Below are 19878 nucleotides of genomic sequence, written 5' to 3'. Positions count from 1 at the left end.
AAAAGCGGCTCCATAATATCTATAGAGGATGTACCCGCGACAAATAGTACATCTCAGAAATAGTATATATTCATTTTTGAGATGATAGTTTGTTGTCTTCTATGTTGTATTTTTTATGAAATATATATCCAAGTATGTTTAGGAAGAGTTTGATAATATTATTTTTTTGTACCTAGGGCACAAAAATAATATAAATAAATCGAGCATAAATAAGATGTATTTATTGACGAGTTAATTTTATTTATGATAAACTGGTATGGTTGTTTTTGGAACCAAAAATTTAATATATAAATATATATGTGTTTCTAAGAACTGTAAAAATTTAAGTTGAGAGAAAAAGGAGAAAACATGTATTCGAGAATGGAAAAATATCATGGTAGAAGAGCCCAGCGTTTCTCTATCCGTAAATATAGTTTTGGGGCAGCGAGTGTCCTTTTGGGAACGGCACTTGTTTTAGGTGCTAATGGAGTACAAGCTGATGAGACTCTACCAGTAAATCCGACTACTTCTGATTTTGCAGCTACAAATAAGAAGGATGCAGACTCTGCTCTAACAACACCTGTAGTTGAAGAACTTCCAGAATTAAAGATTGATGCTGTAAAAGCAGATGAAAAACCTGAAGTAAAAGAAGAGGCTAAAACTGAAGCAACACCTGTAGCAGAAAAAGAAATTACTGATAAAGCTGAAAAAGAAAAATCTGATAAAGAGCAAGCTGACAAAAAAGAAGTAGATAAAGAAAAGGCTGAAACAGTAAAACCTAAAGATGAAGTTAAATCAGTTCTTACTCAATTGACTTCAGAAGCAGAAGTAATGGCAACAGTTGCTTCAAACTTCTCAGATAAGGAAGCTAAAGATGTTGAAGCTAAACAAAAATTATCAGCTGCAATTGCTGCAGTCAAGCTTGAAGCGGTAGCGGCAAAAGGTTTGCTCTATTCTAACGATTCTACGGAAGAACAACTAACAGCCCAAGTAAATCGCATCTCATCTGCTATTGAAGCAGTCTACGCTGAAATGAAACGTGCAGGTCATGCAGGTAAAGTAGAAGCTGTGCTTGGAGCTACAGCTGCTAAAGATCAAACCATTACAGGTAAAGGTGTTATTAGAAATGGTAATGCAATTGTAACAGTTAATAATGCCTATGTGACTATGAACGCAGATAATACTGCACCTAAAGCATGGGGAATTGATGTAGTATTTGATACATCTCAAGCGCAAAATGGTGATACTACTACGATTGAAATGAAAAACCTAACAGGGTTTGGAGATAGCTTTAAACCTGGTACAAAAATTACTGCAGCAGATGGAACTGTAATTGGTGAAGTTTCATCTAAAGAAACTACTAACTCTGTAGGAAGTAGAGGAGGAGAAAGTCCATTCTGGTCTCAACGTAAGAAAGATGGTAAGACTTATGAAGAGCGTCTTACCGAACAACCAGCTATTCCGAATGAAGTAGGGACTACTACTTACACGATTAGATGGAATGACAAGGCGAAAAACTATGCTGTAACAACTTTCTATGCAGAAAACTTAACAGCCATTGATTACTATGCACCTAATATTTCTAAAGATACAGAATACACAGCTGCGATTAGTGTAAATGGTCAACAAATTTTAGAACATAAGTATACTCATAAAGCATCTAAGTCAGCGGCACAAAAACAAGATACTTCTGCTACTATTATGGGAGATAACATTTTAGGATATAAAGGAAGTGAACGCGTTAGAAAGAGTGATGCAGTAGTTATTAATACTGATAGTGATGTACGTTACGGAAAAGGTTCTAAATTTACGATTACATTACCAAATGATGATTTTACGTATTTTAAAGCAATTGATGGTTCAAAAAACACTGTCACAAATACTAATAAGGCTGATAGTATAAGTTACCGTCCTGCAGGTCGTTGGAATAATGTTCAAGCTAATGCAAACAACGTTTGGATTCTTAATGACGGTCGTGATACAAACTTTACATTAAAAGCTACTGTAAAATCACCGACAGAATTAGAAATAGAAGTAATCGATGGAGCAATCCAAGAAGATTCAACAGTTTCAATAGGTTTAGATAAACTTGGAGTTGAGAAAGTTATAACAAACCGTACATTCTCAGACGAGTATTCTAAATTCATTTACGATGAAGCTGGTCGTTTGAAAGATGGAAGTGTTGTTGGAGATACTGATAAAACTGCAGCTACTCTTACAGTTTCAGGCGGGACACCGCTTAATGGAGGAGAGGAAAATGTAACTACCAAAGTTGCAAACGGTTGGAAAGTTGAAGTTGGAGCTGGAGGTAATAGCCAGTTTGAAACAGGTGCTGTTACTATTACTTTAGTAAATATTGAAACAGGTGAAGAGTTTGCATATGAACCTACAAATTATGATGGTTATGCTAAGCCTAATGAAGATGGTAGCTATGAAACTAAGAACATTTTAGGTAAAAAATATGATGTTTCAAACCAAGTTCCTGATTTAACTAAAACTATCAAAGGTGTTGAGTATATTCGTGTTGATGTTCCGTCAAAAGGAACAACAGGAACTGTTAATATTGGTCCAAAACGTGCTAGCGCTATCTATAGTTCAGAGGAACTTCAAGCGAATGGAGTAAACCCTAATGCTTTTGTAAATAATGTTGTTTACTACTATGTTAAGAAAACAAAAGTAGAAGAAGTAAACCGTACGATTAAGTATGTTTACGCAGACGATGTTAAGGATCTTGCAGGACAAGAAGTATTTGAACCAACAAAACAAACTGTAAGCTATACAGGTACTATCCAAGTAAATGATAAAAATGAAGCGCAGGTAGATGCCAATAGAAAACCTATCTATATTAATTGGGTTGGAAACGGTGATACAAACCTTCCAGAAGTAACAGTACCTCAAAAAGAAGGTTACATTGCAAGTGTAGAAAAAGTTCCGGTACAGCCAACAACTGCAACAGATGAAGATTACGAATATGTAGTAACTTACTCACCAATCCAAAAAGCTAAAACAACATTTGTCTACCAAGACAAAGATGGTAATGTTAAGCAAGTGGAAGGTAACACGCCAATCTCTGAAACAGGTAAAGGTGGAGACAAACTTACAAAAGCAGATGAAATCGCTGCGAGAATCAAAGAAGCTCAAAACAAAGGATATGAAGTAGTTTCTAATACATATCCAACAGATGGCGTCTTTGATAAAGATGTCGACACTGACCAAGAGTTCACAGTAACACTTAAAGAACGTGTTGTACCAGTTACACCAGATCAACCAAAAACACCAGGGACACCTGTTGATCCAAACAATCCAGACGGACCTAAATACCCAGCTGGCTTGGAAGAAAAAGATCTAAACAAAACAGTAACACGTACAATCACATACGTATACGAAGATGGCACTCCAGTATTAAGCGAAGATGGCACTCCAAAAACAGTAGCACAAGAAGCAAAATTCACACGTGAAGCAAAAGTAAACTTAGTTTCAGGTGAAGTGACTTACGGAGATTGGTCAGAAGCAAAAGACTTATCTGAAGTTAAATCACCAGTAGTTAAGGGATTTGTAGCTGACAAAGCAAGTGTTGCAGTGGTAAATGTAACAGGTGATTCCGAAGATATTAAGGAAGTAGTAACCTACAAACCACTTGGTTCATGGGTACCAAACATTCCAGGTCAACCAACAGACCCAATCAAGTATCCAAACGATCCAACAGATCCAACAACACCAGGAACTGATAAACCAAAAGTACCATACGTTGAAGGATTCACACCTAAGGATAAAGATGGAAATCCACTTAAACCAGTAAATCCAAACGATCCAAAAGAAGGATATGAAGTACCAAATCTTCCAACAGATCCAAGTCAAGATACACCAATCAACTACGTAAAAGATACGCAAAAAGCAAAAACAACTTTCGTAGATGAAAAAGGAAATCCAATTCCAGGTGTTGACGCTATTACTGAAGAAGGTGATTCAGACACACCACTTACAAAAGAGGCTGAAGTAAAAGCTAAAATCAAAGAACTTGAAAACAAAGGATATGAATTAGTTTCTAATACATACCCAGAAGGCGGTAAGTTCGATAAAGATAAAGACACTGATCAAGAGTTTAAAGTAACGCTTAAAGAACGTGTTGTACCAGTTACACCAGATCAACCAAAAACACCAGGGACACCTGTTGATCCAAACAACCCAGACGGACCTAAATACCCAGCTGGCTTGGAAGAAAAAGATCTAAATAAAACTGTTACACGTACAATCACATACTTATACGAAGATGGAACTCCAGTATTAAATGAAGACGGCACTCCAAAAGTTGTTACCCAAGAGGCTAAATTCACTCGTGAAGCTAAGGTCAACTTGGTAACAGGTGAAGTGACTTATGGAGATTGGACACCAGCTCAAGACTTGGCTGAAGTGAAATCGCCAGTAGTACCAGGATACTTAGCTGATAAAGCAAGTGTACCAGTTGTAAATGTAACTGCGGATTCAAAAGATACTACAGAGGTAGTAACCTACAAACCACTTGGTTCATGGGTACCAAATATCCCAGGTCAACCAACAAACCCAATCAAGTATCCAAATGATCCAACAGATCCAACAACACCAGGCAACGACAAACCAGTTCTTCCATACGTACCAGGTATGACTCCTAAGGACAAAGATGGTAATCCGTTGAAACCAGTAGATCCAAACGATCCAACTAAAGGTTATGAAGTACCAAATGTTCCAACTAACCCAGGTGAGGATACACCAATCAACTACGTGAAGGATACGCAAAAAGCGAAAACAACTTTCGTAGATGAGAAAGGAAATCCAATTCCAGGTGTTGATGCTATTACTGAAGAAGGTGACTCAGATACACCACTTACAAAAGAAGCTGACGTAAAAGCGAAAATCAAAGAACTTGAAAACAAAGGATATGAATTAGTATCTAATACATACCCAGAAGGTGGTAAGTTCGATAAAGATAAAGATACTGATCAAGAGTTCAAAGTAACACTTAAAGAACGTGTTGTACCAGTTACCCCAGATCAACCAAAAACACCAGGAGCACCTGTTGATCCAAACAACCCAGACGGACCTAAATACCCAGCTGGCTTGGAAGAAAAAGATCTAAACAAAACAGTCATACGTACAATCACATATGTGTACGAGGATGGAACTCCAGTGTTAAATGAAGACGGAACTCCAAAAGTTGTTACTCAAGAGGCTAAGTTCACTCGTGAAGCTAAGGTTAATTTGGTAACAGGTGAAGTGACTTATGGAGATTGGACACCAGCTCAAGACTTGGCTGAAGTGAAATCACCAGTAGTTAAAGGATACTTAGCTGATAAAGTAACAGTACCAACTACAAAAGTAACTGCGGATTCAAAAGATACTAAAGAAGTAGTAACCTACAAACCACTTGGTTCATGGATTCCAAACATTCCAGGACAACCAACTAACCCAATCAAGTATCCAAATGATCCAGCAGATCCAACAAAACCAGGAAGTGATAAACCAGTTCTTCCATACGTACCAGGTCACACACCTGTTGATGGAAACGGACAACCACTTAAACCAGTAGATCCAAAAGATCCATCAAAAGGATACGAAGTACCAAATGTTCCAACTAATCCAGGTGAAGATACACCAATCAACTACGTAGCGAACAAAGCGAACCTAGTAGTTAAATATGTAGATGAAAAAGGCAAAGACCTTCTACCTTCAGAAACTACAGAAGGTAAAGTAGGTGATGAGTACGCTACAAGTGGAAAAGTTATTACTGGATACGTATTGGAACGTGTAGATGGAGAAGCGAAAGGTAAGATTGGAGAAAACGGTACAACAGTAACTTATGTTTACAAACCACTTGGTTCATGGATTCCAAACATCCCAGGACAACCAACAAATCCAATCAAGTATCCAAATGATCCAACGGATCCAACAAAACCAGGCCAACCAACAGAAGTAGTACCATACGTCCCAGGCTACACACCTAAGGATAAAGATGGTAATCCGTTGAAACCAGTGGATCCAAACGATCCAACTAAAGGATATGAAGTACCAAGTGTCCCAACTAACCCAGGTGAGGATACACCAATTAACTACGTAGCGAACAAAGCTAACCTAGTAGTTAAATATGTAGATGAAAACGGTAAAGAGCTTCTACCTTCAGAAACTACAGAAGGTAAAGTAGGTGATGAGTACGCTACAAGTGGAAAAGTTATTACTGGATACGTATTGGAACGTGTAGAAGGTGAAGCTAAAGGTAAGATTGGAGAAAACGGTACAACAGTAACTTATGTTTACAAACCACTTGGTTCATGGATTCCAAACATTCCAGGTCAACCAACTAACCCAATCAAGTATCCAAATGATCCAACGGATCCAACAAAACCAGGAAGTGATAAACCAGTTCTTCCATACGTACCAGGTCACACACCTGTTGATGGAAACGGACAACCACTTAAACCAGTAGATCCAAACGATCCAACAAAAGGATACGAAGTACCAAATGTTCCAACTAACCCAAGTGAGGATACACCAATTAATTATATTCCAAACAGTCCTAAGCCAAACCCAACTCCTTACCCAGGACCAACTCCAGCTCCAACTCCTAAACCAGAGCCTAAGCCGGAACCAGCACCAGTTCCAACAACACCAGAGACTCCTGAACGACCAGTAGCTCCAGTGCAACCGGAACAACCAACAACTCCAACCCAACCTGCTGTTCCAACACCAGCTGAAACATCAGTACCAACTGATTCAGCTACTCAACCAGCAACACCTAAATATGTTGAAGGTCAAAAAGAATTGCCTAACACAGGTACAGAAGCTAACGCTAGTCTTGCAGCGCTTGGACTTCTTGGAGCCCTAGGTGGATTTGGACTTCTTGCTCGCAAGAAAAAAGAAGACTAAAAACTCATAGTTTTTGAGAAGATGATTCGTCATCTTCTTTTTTTATTTCGGTGTTTTTACTTGCGTAAAAAATTTTTTTCTAGTATAATAGTTTATTGTGAGCGAACCTCACTTACCCCTTGCAAAGTCTTGGGGTCATTAGACCAAAAGGAGGAACATATCAATGGCTAAATACGAAATTCTTTATATTATTCGTCCAAACATTGAAGAAGAAGCTAAAAACGCTTTGGTAGCACGTTTTGACTCTATTTTGACTGACAACGGTGCAACTGTTGTTGAATCAAAATCTTGGGAAAAACGTCGTCTTGCATACGAAATCAAAGATTTCCGTGAAGGACTTTACCACATCGTTAACGTTGAAGCAAACGACGATGCAGCTCTTAAAGAGTTTGACCGTCTTTCAAAAATCAACGCTGACATTCTTCGTCACATGATCGTCAAAACTGACGCTTAAGAAGGTAAACTATGATTAACAATGTTGTACTTGTAGGGCGTATGACACGTGACGCTGAGTTGCGTTATACCCCATCAAATGTAGCAGTTGCGACTTTTACTCTTGCAGTAAACCGTACATTTAAGAGTCAAAATGGCGAACGTGAGGCTGATTTTATCAATGTCGTTATGTGGCGCCAACAGGCTGAAAACCTTGCTAATTGGGCTAAAAAAGGCTCACTTATCGGGGTGACAGGTCGTATCCAGACTCGTAGTTACGATAACCAGCAAGGACAACGTGTCTACGTGACAGAGGTCGTGGCTGAGAATTTCCAAATGTTGGAAAGCCGTAGTGTGCGTGAAGGTCACACAGGTGGAGCTTATTCTGCACCAAGTTCAAACTATTCAGCGCCTACAAATTCAGTACCAGACTTTTCACGTGATGAAAATCCATTTGGAGCAACAAATCCATTGGATATTTCAGATGATGATTTACCATTCTAATGGACAACTAAAATTATAAAGGAGAAAAAACATGGCTCAACAACGTCGTGGCGGATTCAAACGCCGTAAAAAAGTTGATTACATCGCAGCAAACAAAATTGAATATGTTGATTACAAAGATACTGAGCTTCTTAGCCGTTTCGTTTCAGAACGTGGGAAAATCCTTCCTCGTCGTGTAACAGGAACTTCAGCTAAAAACCAACGTAAAGTAACAACAGCTATCAAACGCGCTCGCGTAATGGCTTTGATGCCTTTCGTAAACGAAGATTAAAGAAAAGACCCGGTTGGGTCTTTTTTTCACGAGCCTTGAAATGAGAGAGCGAGTTTGGGTTCGGGTGGACCTCTTTTTCAGACCCGGTTGAGTCTTTTTTTCACGAGATAGTTTTTTTCTGACTTTGGCGTGCTATAATGGTAATAGAAAGAGTAAAGGTGGGTAAGTCAAAGATGAATTGTACGATTAGAAATATGATTAAGTCTGATATTGAATCCTTATCTCATGGATTTATGAATCAAGGTTGGCCTGGTAGAGAGGAAATTTTGGCTAGATATTTTCTGGAACAGGAAAGTGGGGAGAGAGAAGTTTTAGTTGCAGAGATTGATGGTGCTGTAGCGGGCTACATTACCATTTTGCCCTCTGCTAAACACGGGCCTTTTGCGTCAATCTATCCAGAGCTTTCAGATTTCAATGTGTTTGAACCATTTAGAAATAAAGGCATAGGCAATAGGCTCTTAGAAAAAGCGGAACAAGGAGTTAAGCGTTTTTCTGGTAAAGTATGTCTAGGTGTAGGTTTGCACTTGGGGTATGGTCCTGCCCAGAGATTGTATATCAAACGAGGCTATATTCCAGATGGGACAGGTGTCTGGTATAGAAATAAACCGCTAGAAATGGGTGCAAGTTGTCAAAACGATGATGATTTAGTTTTATACTTATCCAAGGACTTACAATAAAACGGGAAACTTTTTGAAAATAGGGGATTTAGCTACTTTATGGTATAATGGAAAGAGTTAGATTGAAAGAGGTAGTGAGATGGATGCCAAATTAAGATACAAGGCAAAGAAAATCAAGATTGTCTTTTTTGATATTGATGATACATTGCGGAATTCAAAGACAGGTTTTATTCCAGCTTCAATCCCAACTGTTTTTAAGCAATTACGTGAGAAAGGAATTTTGACAGGTATTGCTTCTGGACGAGGGATTTTTGGTGTCGTACCAGAGATTCGTGAGCTAAAGCCTGACTTTTTTGTAACCTTAAATGGTGCCTATATTGAAGATAAAAAAGGTCAGGTCATTTACCAGCATCAGATCGAGAAGTCAGATGTTGAGGAGTATATCTCTTGGGCTAAGGAAGAAGGAATTGAGTATGGCTTGGTTGGGAGTCATGACGCCAAATTATCGACTCGCACCGATATGATTAGTGAGGCTATCAATCCAATTTACCCCGATTTGGATGTGGATCCTGATTTCCATGAGAAAGAAGACATCTATCAGATGTGGACTTTTGAAGACAAAGGAGATGACTTACACTTACCTGACAGTCTCTCTGACAAACTTCGCATGGTTCGTTGGCATGAGCATTCGTCTGATATTGTGCCGATTTCAGGCTCCAAAGCGACGGGTGTGGAAAAGGTTGTGGAACACCTTGGCTTGAAACCAGAGAACGTCATGGTTTTTGGAGATGGCCTGAATGACTTGGAACTCTTTGATTATGCTGGAATCAGCGTTGCAATGGGAATTTCTCATGATAACATCAAAGAAAAAGCAGATTATATTACAAAAACATTAGAAGAAGATGGCATTTTTGATGCCTTAGAAGGATTTGGTATGGTAGAAAAAGAATTGCATTTCCCACAAGTAGATATTGAAACAGTAGAAGGTCCTATCGCGACTATTAAGACTAATCACGGAGACTTGCGTATTAAGCTCTTCCCTGAACATGCTCCTAAAACAGTAGCTAACTTTGTTGCACTTTCAAAAGATGGCTACTATGATGGTGTCATTTTCCACCGTATTATCAAGGACTTTATGATTCAAGGTGGAGATCCAACTGGAACTGGTATGGGTGGCGAGTCAATCTACGGCGAATCATTTGAGGATGAATTCTCAGAAGAACTTTACAATATCCGTGGTGCTCTTTCCATGGCCAATGCTGGTCCAAATACCAACGGCAGCCAGTTCTTTATCGTGCAAAATCAACACCTGCCTTATTCTAAAAAAGAAATTGCTCGTGGTGGTTGGCCAGAACCGATTGCGGAAATCTATGCCAACCAAGGTGGAACCCCTCACCTAGACCGCCGTCACACTGTATTTGGTCAGCTAGCTGATGAAGCTTCTTACGCTGTCTTGGATGCCATTGCTGCTGTTGAGACAGGAGCTATGGATAAGCCAGTTGAAGATGTTGTGATTGAAACAATTGAAATCGAGGACTAAGATGAAAATCGGTGATAAGCTAAAGGGCCGTATTACAGGGATTCAGCCCTACGGAGCCTTTGTTGAGCTAGAGACGGGTGATACGGGGCTGATTCACATTTCAGAGATTAGGACAGGCTTTATTGAAAATATCCAAGAAGCCTTGAAAGTCGATGAAGAGGTTCAAGTTCAAGTAGTGGATTTAGATGAATTTACAGGGAAAGCTAGTCTTTCTATCCGCACTTTGGAGGAAGAAAAGCACCAGTTTCCGAGACGGCGACGCTTTTCAAGCGACCGTTTTAACTACGGCTTTGCGCCTCTCAAACGAATGATGCCAATTTGGACCAAGGAAGCCCTTCAACATTTGAAGAATCAGAAGCACTAGTTAGAAATCTATATTCTTTGTAATGTTAATATAAATTTGCTATAATAGGACCATGGAAGAAGAACAATTATTAAAATCAGGAGAGCGCATTAACCAGCTCTTTTCGACAGATATTAAAATCATTCAAAATAGAGAGGTTTTTAGCTATTCGGTGGATAGTGTTCTCTTGTCACGTTTTCCACGTTTTCCTAAAAAGGGCTTGATAGTGGATTTCTGTGCTGGGAATGGAGCAGTGGGGCTTTTTGCTAGCACTCGGACTCAGGCACAGATTTTGGCTGTTGAGATTCAGGAGCGTTTGGCGGATATGGCTGAACGCTCTGTCCGTTTGAATGGTTTGGAAGAGCAGATGGAGGTCATCTGTGATGATTTGAAAAATATGCCTGCTTACATCCAGGGAAGTAAGGTGGATATGATTTTGTGTAATCCGCCCTATTTCAAGGTGGATCCTCATTCTAATCTGAACGAGAGTGAACATTATCTCTTGGCGCGCCATGAAATTACGACTAATTTGCAGGAAATCTGTCGTAGTGCCCAGAGTATTCTCAAGTCTAATGGGCGTTTGGCCATGGTTCATCGTCCTGATCGACTTCTGGATATTTTGGATACATTACAACGGCATAATCTAGCTCCTAAGCGCCTGCAGTTTGTTTATCCAAAAAGAGAAAAGGAAGCCAATATGCTTTTGATTGAGGCAATCAAGGATGGTTCAACAAGCGGCTTTAAGGTCTTACCACCTCTCATTGTTCACAATGATGATGGCTCTTATACGCCTGAACTTGAAGAGATTTATTATGGATCATAAGGCTTATATGTACGTGCTGGAGTGCCGTGATGGATCTTACTATACAGGCTATACGACTGATGTGAGAAGACGCCTTGCTGTCCACAATAGTGGGAAGGGAGCCAAATACACACGAGCACGCTTGCCAGTCAAACTTATCTATGTTCAAGGTTTTGCCAGTAAGGAAGAAGCCATGTCAGCAGAAGCCCTTCTCAAGCGTAAGAAGAGGCCACAGAAGGAAAGATTTTTATCTGAAAATCAAGATAGAAATTTACTCATACTCAATGAAAATCAAAGATCAAACTAGGAAGCTAGCCGTAGTCAGTACTTGAGTACGGCAAGGCGAAGCTGACGTGGTTTGAAGAGATTTTCGAAGAGTATCAGTTATTTTGAAGAATTGTGAGGAGCCCTTTGACTCCTCTTACTTTTGTCAAAAAGCGAAAAAAATGCTACAATAAAGAGAATAAATAAAATGAGGTATTATCATGTCTAAGATTCTAGTATTTGGTCACCAAAATCCAGACTCAGATGCCATCGGGTCATCTGTAGCCTTTGCCTACCTTGCAAAAGAAGCATACGGTTTGGATACGGAAGCTGTTGCTCTTGGAACTCCAAATGAAGAAACAGCCTTTGTCTTGAACTATTTTGGTGTAGAAGCACCGCGTGTTATCACTTCTGCCAAAGCAGAAGGAGCAGAGCAAGTTATCCTGACTGACCACAATGAATTCCAACAATCTGTATCAGATATCGCTGAAGTAGAAGTTTACGGTGTTGTAGACCACCACCGTGTGGCTAACTTTGAAACTGCAAGCCCACTTTACATGCGTTTGGAGCCAGTTGGTTCAGCGTCTTCAATCGTTTACCGTATGTTCAAAGAACATGGTGTAGCCGTGCCTAAAGAGATTGCTGGTTTGATGCTTTCAGGTTTGATTTCAGATACTCTTCTTTTGAAATCACCAACAACACACCCAACAGATAAGGTTATTGCTCCTGAATTGGCTGAATTGGCTGGTGTCAACTTGGAAGAGTATGGTTTGGCTATGTTGAAAGCTGGTACAAACTTGGCTAGCAAATCTGCTGACGAATTGATTGACATCGATGCTAAAACTTTTGAATTGAACGGAAATAATGTCCGTGTTGCTCAAGTAAACACAGTTGACATCGCTGAAGTATTGGAACGCCAAGCAGAAATTGAAGCTGCAATGCAAGCCGCTAACGCAGCAAATGGTTATTCTGACTTTGTCTTGATGATTACAGATATCGTCAACTCAAACTCAGAAATCCTAGCACTTGGTGCTAACATGGACAAGGTTGAAGCAGCCTTCAACTTCAAACTTGAAAACAATCATGCCTTCCTTGCTGGTGCTGTTTCACGTAAGAAACAAGTGGTACCTCAATTGACTGAAAGCTTTAATGCTTAAGATTTTGAGTGTTAATTCAAATTAGGAAAGGCTAGTTTGACTTATATCGAAAGGAGTTTCGGCTCCTTTTTTTCTAGGAGTGAAGCATGTTAGAAAATGGCGATTTGATTTTTGTGAGAGATGAGTCAGATATGGGACAGGCCATTCAGACTTCCACAGGCAACTATAACCATGTTGCGATTTGTTTGGATGGGATGATTTACCACGCTAGTGGACAGGATGGTGTTGTCTGTCAGGAACCAGTAGACTTCTTTGAGTCCAATCACTTGTACGACCTCTATTTCTACCCAGAAATGGATATCCAGTCTGTGAAGGAAAAAGCTTGCAAACATCTAGGAACACCCTACAATGCTTCTTTCTATCCAGCTGGACCTGGTTTCTACTGTTCCCAGTACATGGCAGAAATCCTACCGATTTTTGAAACGATTCCCATGAAATTTGGAGATGGGGAGCAGGAGATTAGTGATTTTTGGAGAGAGTATTACAGAGAACTAGGTCTGCCTGTTCCTTTGAACCAAGCTGGGACCAATCCTAGTCAGTTGGCAGCATCGCCTCTGTTAGAATGTAAAGAAAGGAATCTTCATGATTCAGATTTTTAATCCATCTCGTTTGACGAGACAGCCATTTTTTAGAGAATTGATCCGCTATCTGGACCAGCATGAGGATGTGATTTTGCGAGAAATTAAGGCTCAATTTCCAGATGTTGCAGTTGATAAACTCATGGAAGAGTATATAAAGGCAGGTTTGATTCTACGAGAAAATAAGCGTTATTACCTTAATCTTCCTATGCTTGAATCACTCGATAGTCTCGAACTGGATCAAGAGATTTTTGTCAGCGAAGATAGTCCAGTCTATCAAGCCTTGTTAGAGCAGAGTTTTGAGACAGAATTACGAAATCAAACCAATGCAGCTATTTTAGTTGAAAAGACGGACTTTGCGAGAACAGAAATGACCTTGTCCAATTATTTCTACAAGGTCAAACATCAGTATCCTTTGACAGAAAAACAGCAGGAGCTTTACGACATTTTGGGAGATGTTAATCCTGAGTATGCTCTCAAATATATGACGACTTTTTTGTTGAAATTTCTCAAAAAAGACCAGCTTATACAGAAACGCCGTGATATCTTTGTGGATAGTTTGGTCGTCCTAGACTATATTGTCCAAAATGAAGAGGGGAAGTATGAGTTGACCGTCGATTTTGACAAGGAGAGATTAACTTTCTACTTAGCGTGAAATTTTGTTTCTGAGCACATTGTTTGACTTTCCTTAGGATTAAGTATAAACTATATGTAACCGGTAACACATATCGGAATAAACTAAAGGAGACAATCATATGTCACTTGAAAACAAATTGGAACAAGCAACAGGCGCTATCAAAGAAGGATTTGGTAAAGTTACTGGGGATAGCAAGACTGAAGCAGAAGGCGCTGTAGAAAAGACAGTTGCTAAGGCAAAAGAGGTAGTTGAAGATGCTAAAGGTGCTGTAGAAGGTGCCGTTGAAGGTTTGAAAAACGCTTTTAAATAAAAATAGAAAAAATCAAGGGTTTCATTTCCCTTGATTTTTTACTATCTTATAAATAATTTTCTGCGACGGCTGCATCTCCTGGATAGGCTTCTTTCTTGCCTTGAACGATTTGGTAGCAATCGGCTCCCTTACCGGCGATAATAACTGCATCTAATTCGTGATTTGTGATAGCCATAGCTGCCTTGATGGCTTCTTGGCGATCCGCAATTTTTTCAACAGGATGATTGATGTAACTCCTAATTTCATCTGCAATGGCCATTGGGTCTTCATAGTTAGGGTCATCAGCAGTCAAAAAGACTTGAATCTCAGGGTGTTGATTGAGGAGAAGTCCAAAGTCCTTACGACGACTTTCTCCCTTATTTCCTGTCGAACCTAACACCAGAGCAATCTTTCCTGTTTGATGAGTCTCTACAACATTGATGAGTTTTTTGAGACTGTCACCATTGTGGGCGTAGTCGATGAAAACCTTGGCTCCGTTTTTCTGAGTGAGGACTTCCATACGACCAGGAACACGGGTTGCAGCGATTCCTTTTTTGATGTCCTCAAGACTAGCTCCGAGACGGAGGCAAGCAAGTCCAGCAGCAACGGCATTTTCTTGGTTAAAGTGGCCAATGAGTTGAATATCATAATCTCCAGCGAGTTTACCCGTAGCTGAAAAGCTAAAGGCTTTGGAATTCTCGATTTGGTTATCAGACTGGCTGCCGTAGAAATCATGGTCTTGATCTTCTACTTGTTCTTTCAAGACAGAAAAGTGATCCATGTCACTATTAATGATGACTGCTCGGCTATTTTCCATCAAGAGACGTTTGTGGTAGAAGTAGTCTTCAAAGCTAGGGTGTTCAATCGGGCCGATATGGTCGGGGCTGATATTGAGGAAAACTCCCACATCAAAGGTTAGACCATAGACACGTTTGACCAGATAGGCCTGACTGGAGACCTCCATGATGAGGTGAGTACGGTCATTTTGCACAGCTTGATTCATCATGTCAAAGAGGTCAATACTCTCAGGGGTTGTCAATGCAGACTTAAAGAAAGTCTTGCCATCTAGAGTTGTATTCATGGTCGAGAGCATAGCAGGTCGATGCCCTTGAGATAAAATGTTATAGGCGAAGTAGGCTGCTGTTGTTTTACCCTTAGTACCAGTAAAGGCAAGGAGTTTGAGTTTTTTCTGTGGATTGCCATAAAATTCCATAGCTACCAAACTCATGGCTTTCTTGATATCACTGACGATAATAGCAGGAATACCAACCTCATAATCTTTTTCAGCCACATACCAACCGAGGCCTTGAGAGATGGCAGAAATCAGGAATTCCTTCTTAAAGGCAGCACCCTTGACGAAAAAGAGGCTCTTCTCTTTGGCCTTGCGGCTATCATAGCAGATGGTGTCAAATATGACATGGCTGTAGTTGTAGTGATAATGTCCTTGGTCGATAATCTCACGGAAGAGATCATCTTTCTTTAAAATATCTAATACGGTTTCAATCTTAATCATACTTTCTATTGTAAACCGAAAGTCGTAAATTTACAAGTAACAAGGAAAAGTTTATAATGGAAGATGAGGAATTTTTCCTAGTTATTAAAATTAAATGAGGAATCTATGTCTAACGAAAACAATCACCAGCAGGCCCAGATGTTACGAGGGACTGCTTGGCTAACGGCTAGTAACTTTATCAGTCGTCTACTCGGGGCTATTTATATTATCCCTTGGTATATCTGGATGGGGTCTTATGCGGCTACAGCAAATGGTCTCTTCACCATGGGCTATAATATCTATGCCTGGTTCTTGCTGGTTTCAACAGCGGGTATCCCAGTTGCAGTGGCTAAGCAAGTGGCCAAGTATAATACCATGCGAGAAGAAGAGCATAGCTTTGCCCTGATTCGGAGCTTTTTAGGCTTTATGACAGGATTAGGTCTGGTTTTTGCTTTAGTCTTGTATGTCTTTGCTCCTTGGCTAGCAGATTTGTCAGGTGTAGGGAAAGACCTGATCCCAATCATGCAGAGCTTGGCTTGGGCGGTCTTGATTTTCCCATCTATGAGTGTGATTCGAGGCTTCTTCCAAGGGATGAATAACCTGAAACCTTATGCCATGAGCCAAATCGCTGAGCAGGTCATTCGTGTTATCTGGATGCTCTTAGCTACCTTTATGATTATGAAAATGGGTTCAGGGGATTATCTAGCAGCGGTTACCCAATCCACCTTTGCTGCTTTTGTCGGCATGGTAGCTAGTTTTGCAGTTTTGATCTATTTCCTTGCCAAAGAAGGATTACTTAAAAGAGTCCTTGAAACAGGAGATAAGATAAACAGCAAGCGTCTTTTGGTCGACACCATTAAGGAAGCCATTCCTTTTATCCTGACAGGGTCTGCTATCCAGCTTTTCCAGATTTTGGACCAGATGACCTTTATCAATAGTATGAGTTGGTTTACCAACTATAGTAATGAAGACTTGGTTGTCATGTTTTCTTATTTCTCTGCCAATCCTAATAAAATCACTATGATTTTGATTTCTGTTGGGGTTTCGATTGGGAGTGTAGGTTTGCCACTTTTGACTGAAAACTATGTTAAGGGGGACTTGAAGGCGGCTTCTCGTCTAGTTCAGGACAGCATCACCATGCTTTTCTTATTCCTACTGCCAGCAACTGTTGGAGTGGTCATGGTAAGAGAATCTCTTTATACAGTCTTCTATGGTAAGCCAGATAGTTTAGCTATGGGCTTGTTTGTCTTTGCCGTTTTGCAGTCTACCATTTTAGGTTTGTACATGGTCTTGTCTCCAATGCTTCAGGCCATGTTCCGCAACCGTAAGGCCGTTCTCTACTTTATCTATGGTTCGATTGTCAAGCTAGTCTTGCAAATACCTACCATTGCTCTCTTTCACAGTTATGGTCCTTTGATTTCCACAACTATCGGTCTTATCATTCCTAACGTCTTGATGTATCGGGATATTTGTAAGGTAACGGGTGTCAAGCGCAAGATTATTGTGAAGCGAACTATTTTAATCAGTTTGTTGACTTTTGTTATGTTCATCAGTGTAGGCGCTATCCAGTGGGTACTGGGATTTGTCTTCCAACCAAGTGGACGTTTGTGGAGTTTTCTATATGTAGCCCTTGTTGGGTGCCATGGGTGGGGGTGTTTATGGAGTTATGAGTCTCCGTACCCGTCTATTGGACAAGGTGATTGGAAAAGCTCAAGCAGATCGCTTACGAATCAAATTAAAGTTAACTTAAAAAAACATTTATAAATAAAAGGGATAATTTGAACATTTCTATCATGAAATGCTTGAATTATTCTCTTTTTATTATTTTGTAGAATAATTTCTATAGTTTGTGGATAGTAATTTAATTTTTCTTAAATTTTACTTAAAAAGCTATTGACTAAATAAAACTCAAGTTGTATAATAAGACAAATATTTAAATCAGGAGGTTCTGGAGATGAAAAAGTCTAAAGCCAAGTATGCAGCACTTGCAGGTGTCGTGTTAAGTGCAGGTATTTTATTAAGCGCGTGTGGAAGTTCTAGCACAGGGTCAAAAACATATAACTATGTTTATACCAGTGATCCGTCTAGTTTGAATTATCTAGCAGAAAACCGTGCAACAACCAATGATATTGTGACTAATCTAGTAGATGGTCTCATGGAAAATGACCAGTATGGAAACTATATTCCATCTTTGGCAGAGGATTGGAGTGTTTCTAAGGACGGTTTGACCTATACCTACAAACTGCGTAAAGATGCTAAATGGTATACTGCAGATGGAGAAGAATATGCTCCTGTAACTGCCCAAGATTTTGTAACTGGTTTGAAATATGCAGCAGATAAAAAATCAGAAGCCTTGTACTTAGTTCAAGAATCCGTTGCAGGTTTGGATGATTACATTAACGGTAAAACAAGCGACTTTTCAACTGTCGGAGTCAAGGCACTTGATGACCAAACTGTTCAATATACCTTGACACGACCAGAATCTTACTGGAACTCAAAAACAACTTCAACCATTCTCTTCCCAGTCAATGCGGATTTCTTGAAATCAAAAGGGGATGATTTTGGGAAGGTAGACCCATCTAGTATTTTGTACAATGGACCTTTCTTGATGAAATCCTTTGTTTCAAAATCTGTTATTGAATTTAAGAAAAATCCGAACTACTGGGATGCTAAAAATGTCTTTGTAGATGATGTGAAATTGGCTTATTATGATGGTAGTGACCAAGATGCACTAGCTCGTAACTTTGTTGAGGGAGCTTATAGTTATGCTCGCCTTTATCCAAATAGTGCAAGCTTTGAAGGTATTAAAGAAAAGAATAAGGACAATATCATCTATAGCTTGCAAGATGCCACTTCTTATTTCTTAAACTTTAATCTAGATAGAAAATCTTATAAGTTCACTTCCAAGACAAGTGATGCTGAAAAGAAATCGACTCAGGAAGCGGTTCTCAATAAAAACTTCCGTCAAGCCATTAACTTTGCCTATGATCGTACAGCTTACGGGGCTCAATCTCAGGGAGAAGATGGTGCAACTAAGATTTTGCGTAACTTGGTTGTTCCTCCAAACTTCGTAAGTATCAACGGGAAAGACTTTGGTGAAGTAGTAGCCTCTAAGATGGTGAATTATGGTAAGGAATGGCAAGGAATCAACTTTGCGGATGCCCAAGATTCATACTACAATGCTGAAAAAGCCAAGGCTAAATTTGCAGAGGCTAAGAAAGAACTCCAAGCTAAAGGAGTCCAATTCCCTATTCACTTGGACATGACAGTTGACCAAGCTGCTAAACAGGGTGTTCAAGAGGCAAATTCTATGAAGCAATCTATTGAAGCAGCTTTAGGTGCAGAAAATGTTGTAATTGATATTCAACAACTTACTACTGAAGACTATGATAATACAAGCTATTTGGCTCAGACAGCAGCTCAGAAGGATTATGATCTATACAACGGTGGTTGGGGTCCTGATTACCAAGATCCTTCAACCTATCTTGATGTCTTCAATCTTAATTCTGGTGGTTTGTTGCAAAATCTAGGTTTAGAGCCAGGTGAAGCCAATGACAAAGCCAAGGCTGTTGGATTGGATGTCTACACTCAAATGTTAGAAGAAGCCAATAAGGAACAAGATCTTGCAAAACGCTATGAAAAGTATGCTGATATCCAAGCGTGGTTAGTAGATAGCGCTTTAGCGATTCCAAATGTTTCTAAGGGTGGAACACCAACATTGAGAAAAGTTGTTCCTTTCTCAACACCATATTCATTAGCTGGTAATAAAGGTATCGAATCATATAAATATCTCAAAGTACAAGATAAAACAGTCACAAAAGATGAATATGAAAAAGCCAAAGAAAAATGGCTGAAAGAAAAAGAAGAATCCAATAAAAAAGCCCAAGAAGAATTGGCAAAACATGTCAAATAAGGATTTTTCAAGAAAAACGATGGTTTCAAAAGAAACTGTCGTTTTTTATAGAATGATGGCGAAGTTGGAAGAAAAGTGCTTACATTTTTTAAATTGTTTATCAAATTTATGATATAATGAATATAATAAAAGTTGTGAGAAGCTATTTTTTTAAATCCTCTTC

15 protein-coding genes and 1 pseudogene are annotated in these 19878 nt (G+C 39.5%); 15 read left to right on the top strand and 1 reads right to left on the bottom strand.

Annotated features, from left to right (window positions below):
- Window positions 1–348 precede the first annotated feature (348 nt).
- From SM12261_RS06830 to SM12261_RS06760, 13 genes are all read left to right on the top strand, one after another.
- Window positions 349–6876, top strand: coding sequence for a mucin-binding protein (locus SM12261_RS06830; RefSeq protein WP_004239242.1), 6528 nt, complete (start codon window positions 349–351; stop codon window positions 6874–6876).
- A gap of 163 nt (window positions 6877–7039) precedes the next feature.
- A complete protein-coding gene (gene rpsF / locus SM12261_RS06825; RefSeq protein WP_001151778.1) occupies window positions 7040–7330 on the top strand; it encodes a 30S ribosomal protein S6 in 291 nt (96 codons plus the stop codon).
- 11 nt (window positions 7331–7341) lie between these two features.
- Entirely contained in the window at window positions 7342–7812 is a 471-nt protein-coding gene (gene ssbA, locus SM12261_RS06820; protein WP_000609602.1) for a single-stranded DNA-binding protein SsbA, read from the top strand.
- Window positions 7813–7843: 31 nt separating this feature from the next.
- Window positions 7844–8083 (top strand): 30S ribosomal protein S18, encoded by a 240-nt coding sequence (rpsR, locus tag SM12261_RS06815; RefSeq protein ID WP_000068664.1) that lies wholly within the window; start codon window positions 7844–7846, stop codon window positions 8081–8083.
- 173 nt (window positions 8084–8256) lie between these two features.
- Window positions 8257–8760, top strand: a complete 504-nt coding sequence (locus tag SM12261_RS06810; RefSeq protein ID WP_004239245.1) for a GNAT family N-acetyltransferase — start codon at window positions 8257–8259, stop codon at window positions 8758–8760.
- Window positions 8761–8839: 79 nt separating this feature from the next.
- Entirely contained in the window at window positions 8840–10240 is a 1401-nt protein-coding gene (locus tag SM12261_RS06805) for a bifunctional Cof-type HAD-IIB family hydrolase/peptidylprolyl isomerase (protein ID WP_020903466.1), read from the top strand.
- Between the two features lies 1 nt (window position 10241).
- Entirely contained in the window at window positions 10242–10604 is a 363-nt protein-coding gene (locus tag SM12261_RS06800) for a S1 RNA-binding domain-containing protein (protein WP_000689605.1), read from the top strand.
- Between the two features lie 52 nt (window positions 10605–10656).
- Complete coding sequence (locus tag SM12261_RS06795; protein ID WP_033685376.1) at window positions 10657–11406, top strand: tRNA1(Val) (adenine(37)-N6)-methyltransferase; 750 nt, start codon at window positions 10657–10659, stop codon at window positions 11404–11406.
- Window positions 11396–11692, top strand: coding sequence for a GIY-YIG nuclease family protein (locus SM12261_RS06790; RefSeq protein WP_000349617.1), 297 nt, complete (start codon window positions 11396–11398; stop codon window positions 11690–11692). Before SM12261_RS06795 ends, SM12261_RS06790 begins: the two co-directional genes overlap by 11 nt.
- Window positions 11693–11870: 178 nt before the next feature.
- Window positions 11871–12806: a manganese-dependent inorganic pyrophosphatase gene (locus SM12261_RS06775; protein WP_000036046.1), complete on the top strand. Its 936-nt coding sequence runs from the start codon at window positions 11871–11873 to the stop codon at window positions 12804–12806.
- Between the two features lie 86 nt (window positions 12807–12892).
- On the top strand, window positions 12893–13405 hold the full coding sequence (locus SM12261_RS06770; RefSeq protein WP_000892239.1) for a YiiX/YebB-like N1pC/P60 family cysteine hydrolase: 513 nt from the start codon (window positions 12893–12895) through the stop codon (window positions 13403–13405).
- Window positions 13389–14039 (top strand): DUF1803 domain-containing protein, encoded by a 651-nt coding sequence (locus SM12261_RS06765; protein WP_000614491.1) that lies wholly within the window; start codon window positions 13389–13391, stop codon window positions 14037–14039. The genes SM12261_RS06770 and SM12261_RS06765 overlap by 17 nt, the downstream gene beginning before the upstream one ends.
- A gap of 100 nt (window positions 14040–14139) precedes the next feature.
- Window positions 14140–14331, top strand: a complete 192-nt coding sequence (locus SM12261_RS06760) for a CsbD family protein (RefSeq protein WP_000051184.1) — start codon at window positions 14140–14142, stop codon at window positions 14329–14331.
- Window positions 14332–14377: 46 nt separating this feature from the next.
- On the opposite strand, the gene SM12261_RS06755 is transcribed toward SM12261_RS06760, so the two are convergent.
- Window positions 14378–15823 carry a UDP-N-acetylmuramoyl-L-alanyl-D-glutamate--L-lysine ligase gene (locus tag SM12261_RS06755; RefSeq protein ID WP_000590269.1) on the bottom strand — a complete coding sequence of 482 codons (1446 nt, stop codon included), beginning with the start codon at window positions 15821–15823 and terminating at the stop codon, window positions 14378–14380.
- Between the two features lie 105 nt (window positions 15824–15928).
- Between SM12261_RS06755 and SM12261_RS06750 the strand changes: the two are divergent.
- Together SM12261_RS06750 and SM12261_RS06745 are read left to right on the top strand one after the other, a co-directional pair.
- Window positions 15929–17552 (top strand): annotated as a pseudogene (locus SM12261_RS06750) (putative polysaccharide biosynthesis protein).
- 204 nt (window positions 17553–17756) lie between these two features.
- The gene (locus tag SM12261_RS06745; RefSeq protein WP_000748522.1) at window positions 17757–19715 is read left to right on the top strand and encodes a peptide ABC transporter substrate-binding protein; all 1959 of its coding nucleotides are present in this window, start codon (window positions 17757–17759) and stop codon (window positions 19713–19715) included.
- Window positions 19716–19878 lie beyond the last annotated feature (163 nt).

The sequence above is a fragment of the Streptococcus mitis NCTC 12261 genome (assembly GCF_000148585.2).
GTDB classification, from domain to species: domain Bacteria; phylum Bacillota; class Bacilli; order Lactobacillales; family Streptococcaceae; genus Streptococcus; species Streptococcus mitis.
The sequence above is the reverse complement of the archived record's forward strand: the minus strand, read 5'-3'. Positions and strand labels throughout refer to the sequence as shown.

Coding starts and splice junctions, on each gene's coding strand:
- SM12261_RS06775 (WP_000036046.1), top strand. CDS start 11,871: ATGTCTAAGATTCTAGTATTTGGTCACCAAAATCCAGACTCAGATGCC.
- SM12261_RS06760 (WP_000051184.1), top strand. CDS start 14,140: ATGTCACTTGAAAACAAATTGGAACAAGCAACAGGCGCTATCAAAGAA.
- rpsR (WP_000068664.1), top strand. CDS start 7,844: ATGGCTCAACAACGTCGTGGCGGATTCAAACGCCGTAAAAAAGTTGAT.
- SM12261_RS06790 (WP_000349617.1), top strand. CDS start 11,396: ATGGATCATAAGGCTTATATGTACGTGCTGGAGTGCCGTGATGGATCT.
- SM12261_RS06830 (WP_004239242.1), top strand. CDS start 349: ATGTATTCGAGAATGGAAAAATATCATGGTAGAAGAGCCCAGCGTTTC.
- SM12261_RS06770 (WP_000892239.1), top strand. CDS start 12,893: ATGTTAGAAAATGGCGATTTGATTTTTGTGAGAGATGAGTCAGATATG.
- SM12261_RS06805 (WP_020903466.1), top strand. CDS start 8,840: ATGGATGCCAAATTAAGATACAAGGCAAAGAAAATCAAGATTGTCTTT.
- SM12261_RS06745 (WP_000748522.1), top strand. CDS start 17,757: ATGAAAAAGTCTAAAGCCAAGTATGCAGCACTTGCAGGTGTCGTGTTA.
- rpsF (WP_001151778.1), top strand. CDS start 7,040: ATGGCTAAATACGAAATTCTTTATATTATTCGTCCAAACATTGAAGAA.
- SM12261_RS06810 (WP_004239245.1), top strand. CDS start 8,257: ATGAATTGTACGATTAGAAATATGATTAAGTCTGATATTGAATCCTTA.
- SM12261_RS06800 (WP_000689605.1), top strand. CDS start 10,242: ATGAAAATCGGTGATAAGCTAAAGGGCCGTATTACAGGGATTCAGCCC.
- SM12261_RS06765 (WP_000614491.1), top strand. CDS start 13,389: ATGATTCAGATTTTTAATCCATCTCGTTTGACGAGACAGCCATTTTTT.
- ssbA (WP_000609602.1), top strand. CDS start 7,342: ATGATTAACAATGTTGTACTTGTAGGGCGTATGACACGTGACGCTGAG.
- SM12261_RS06755 (WP_000590269.1), bottom strand. CDS start 15,823: ATGATTAAGATTGAAACCGTATTAGATATTTTAAAGAAAGATGATCTC.
- SM12261_RS06795 (WP_033685376.1), top strand. CDS start 10,657: ATGGAAGAAGAACAATTATTAAAATCAGGAGAGCGCATTAACCAGCTC.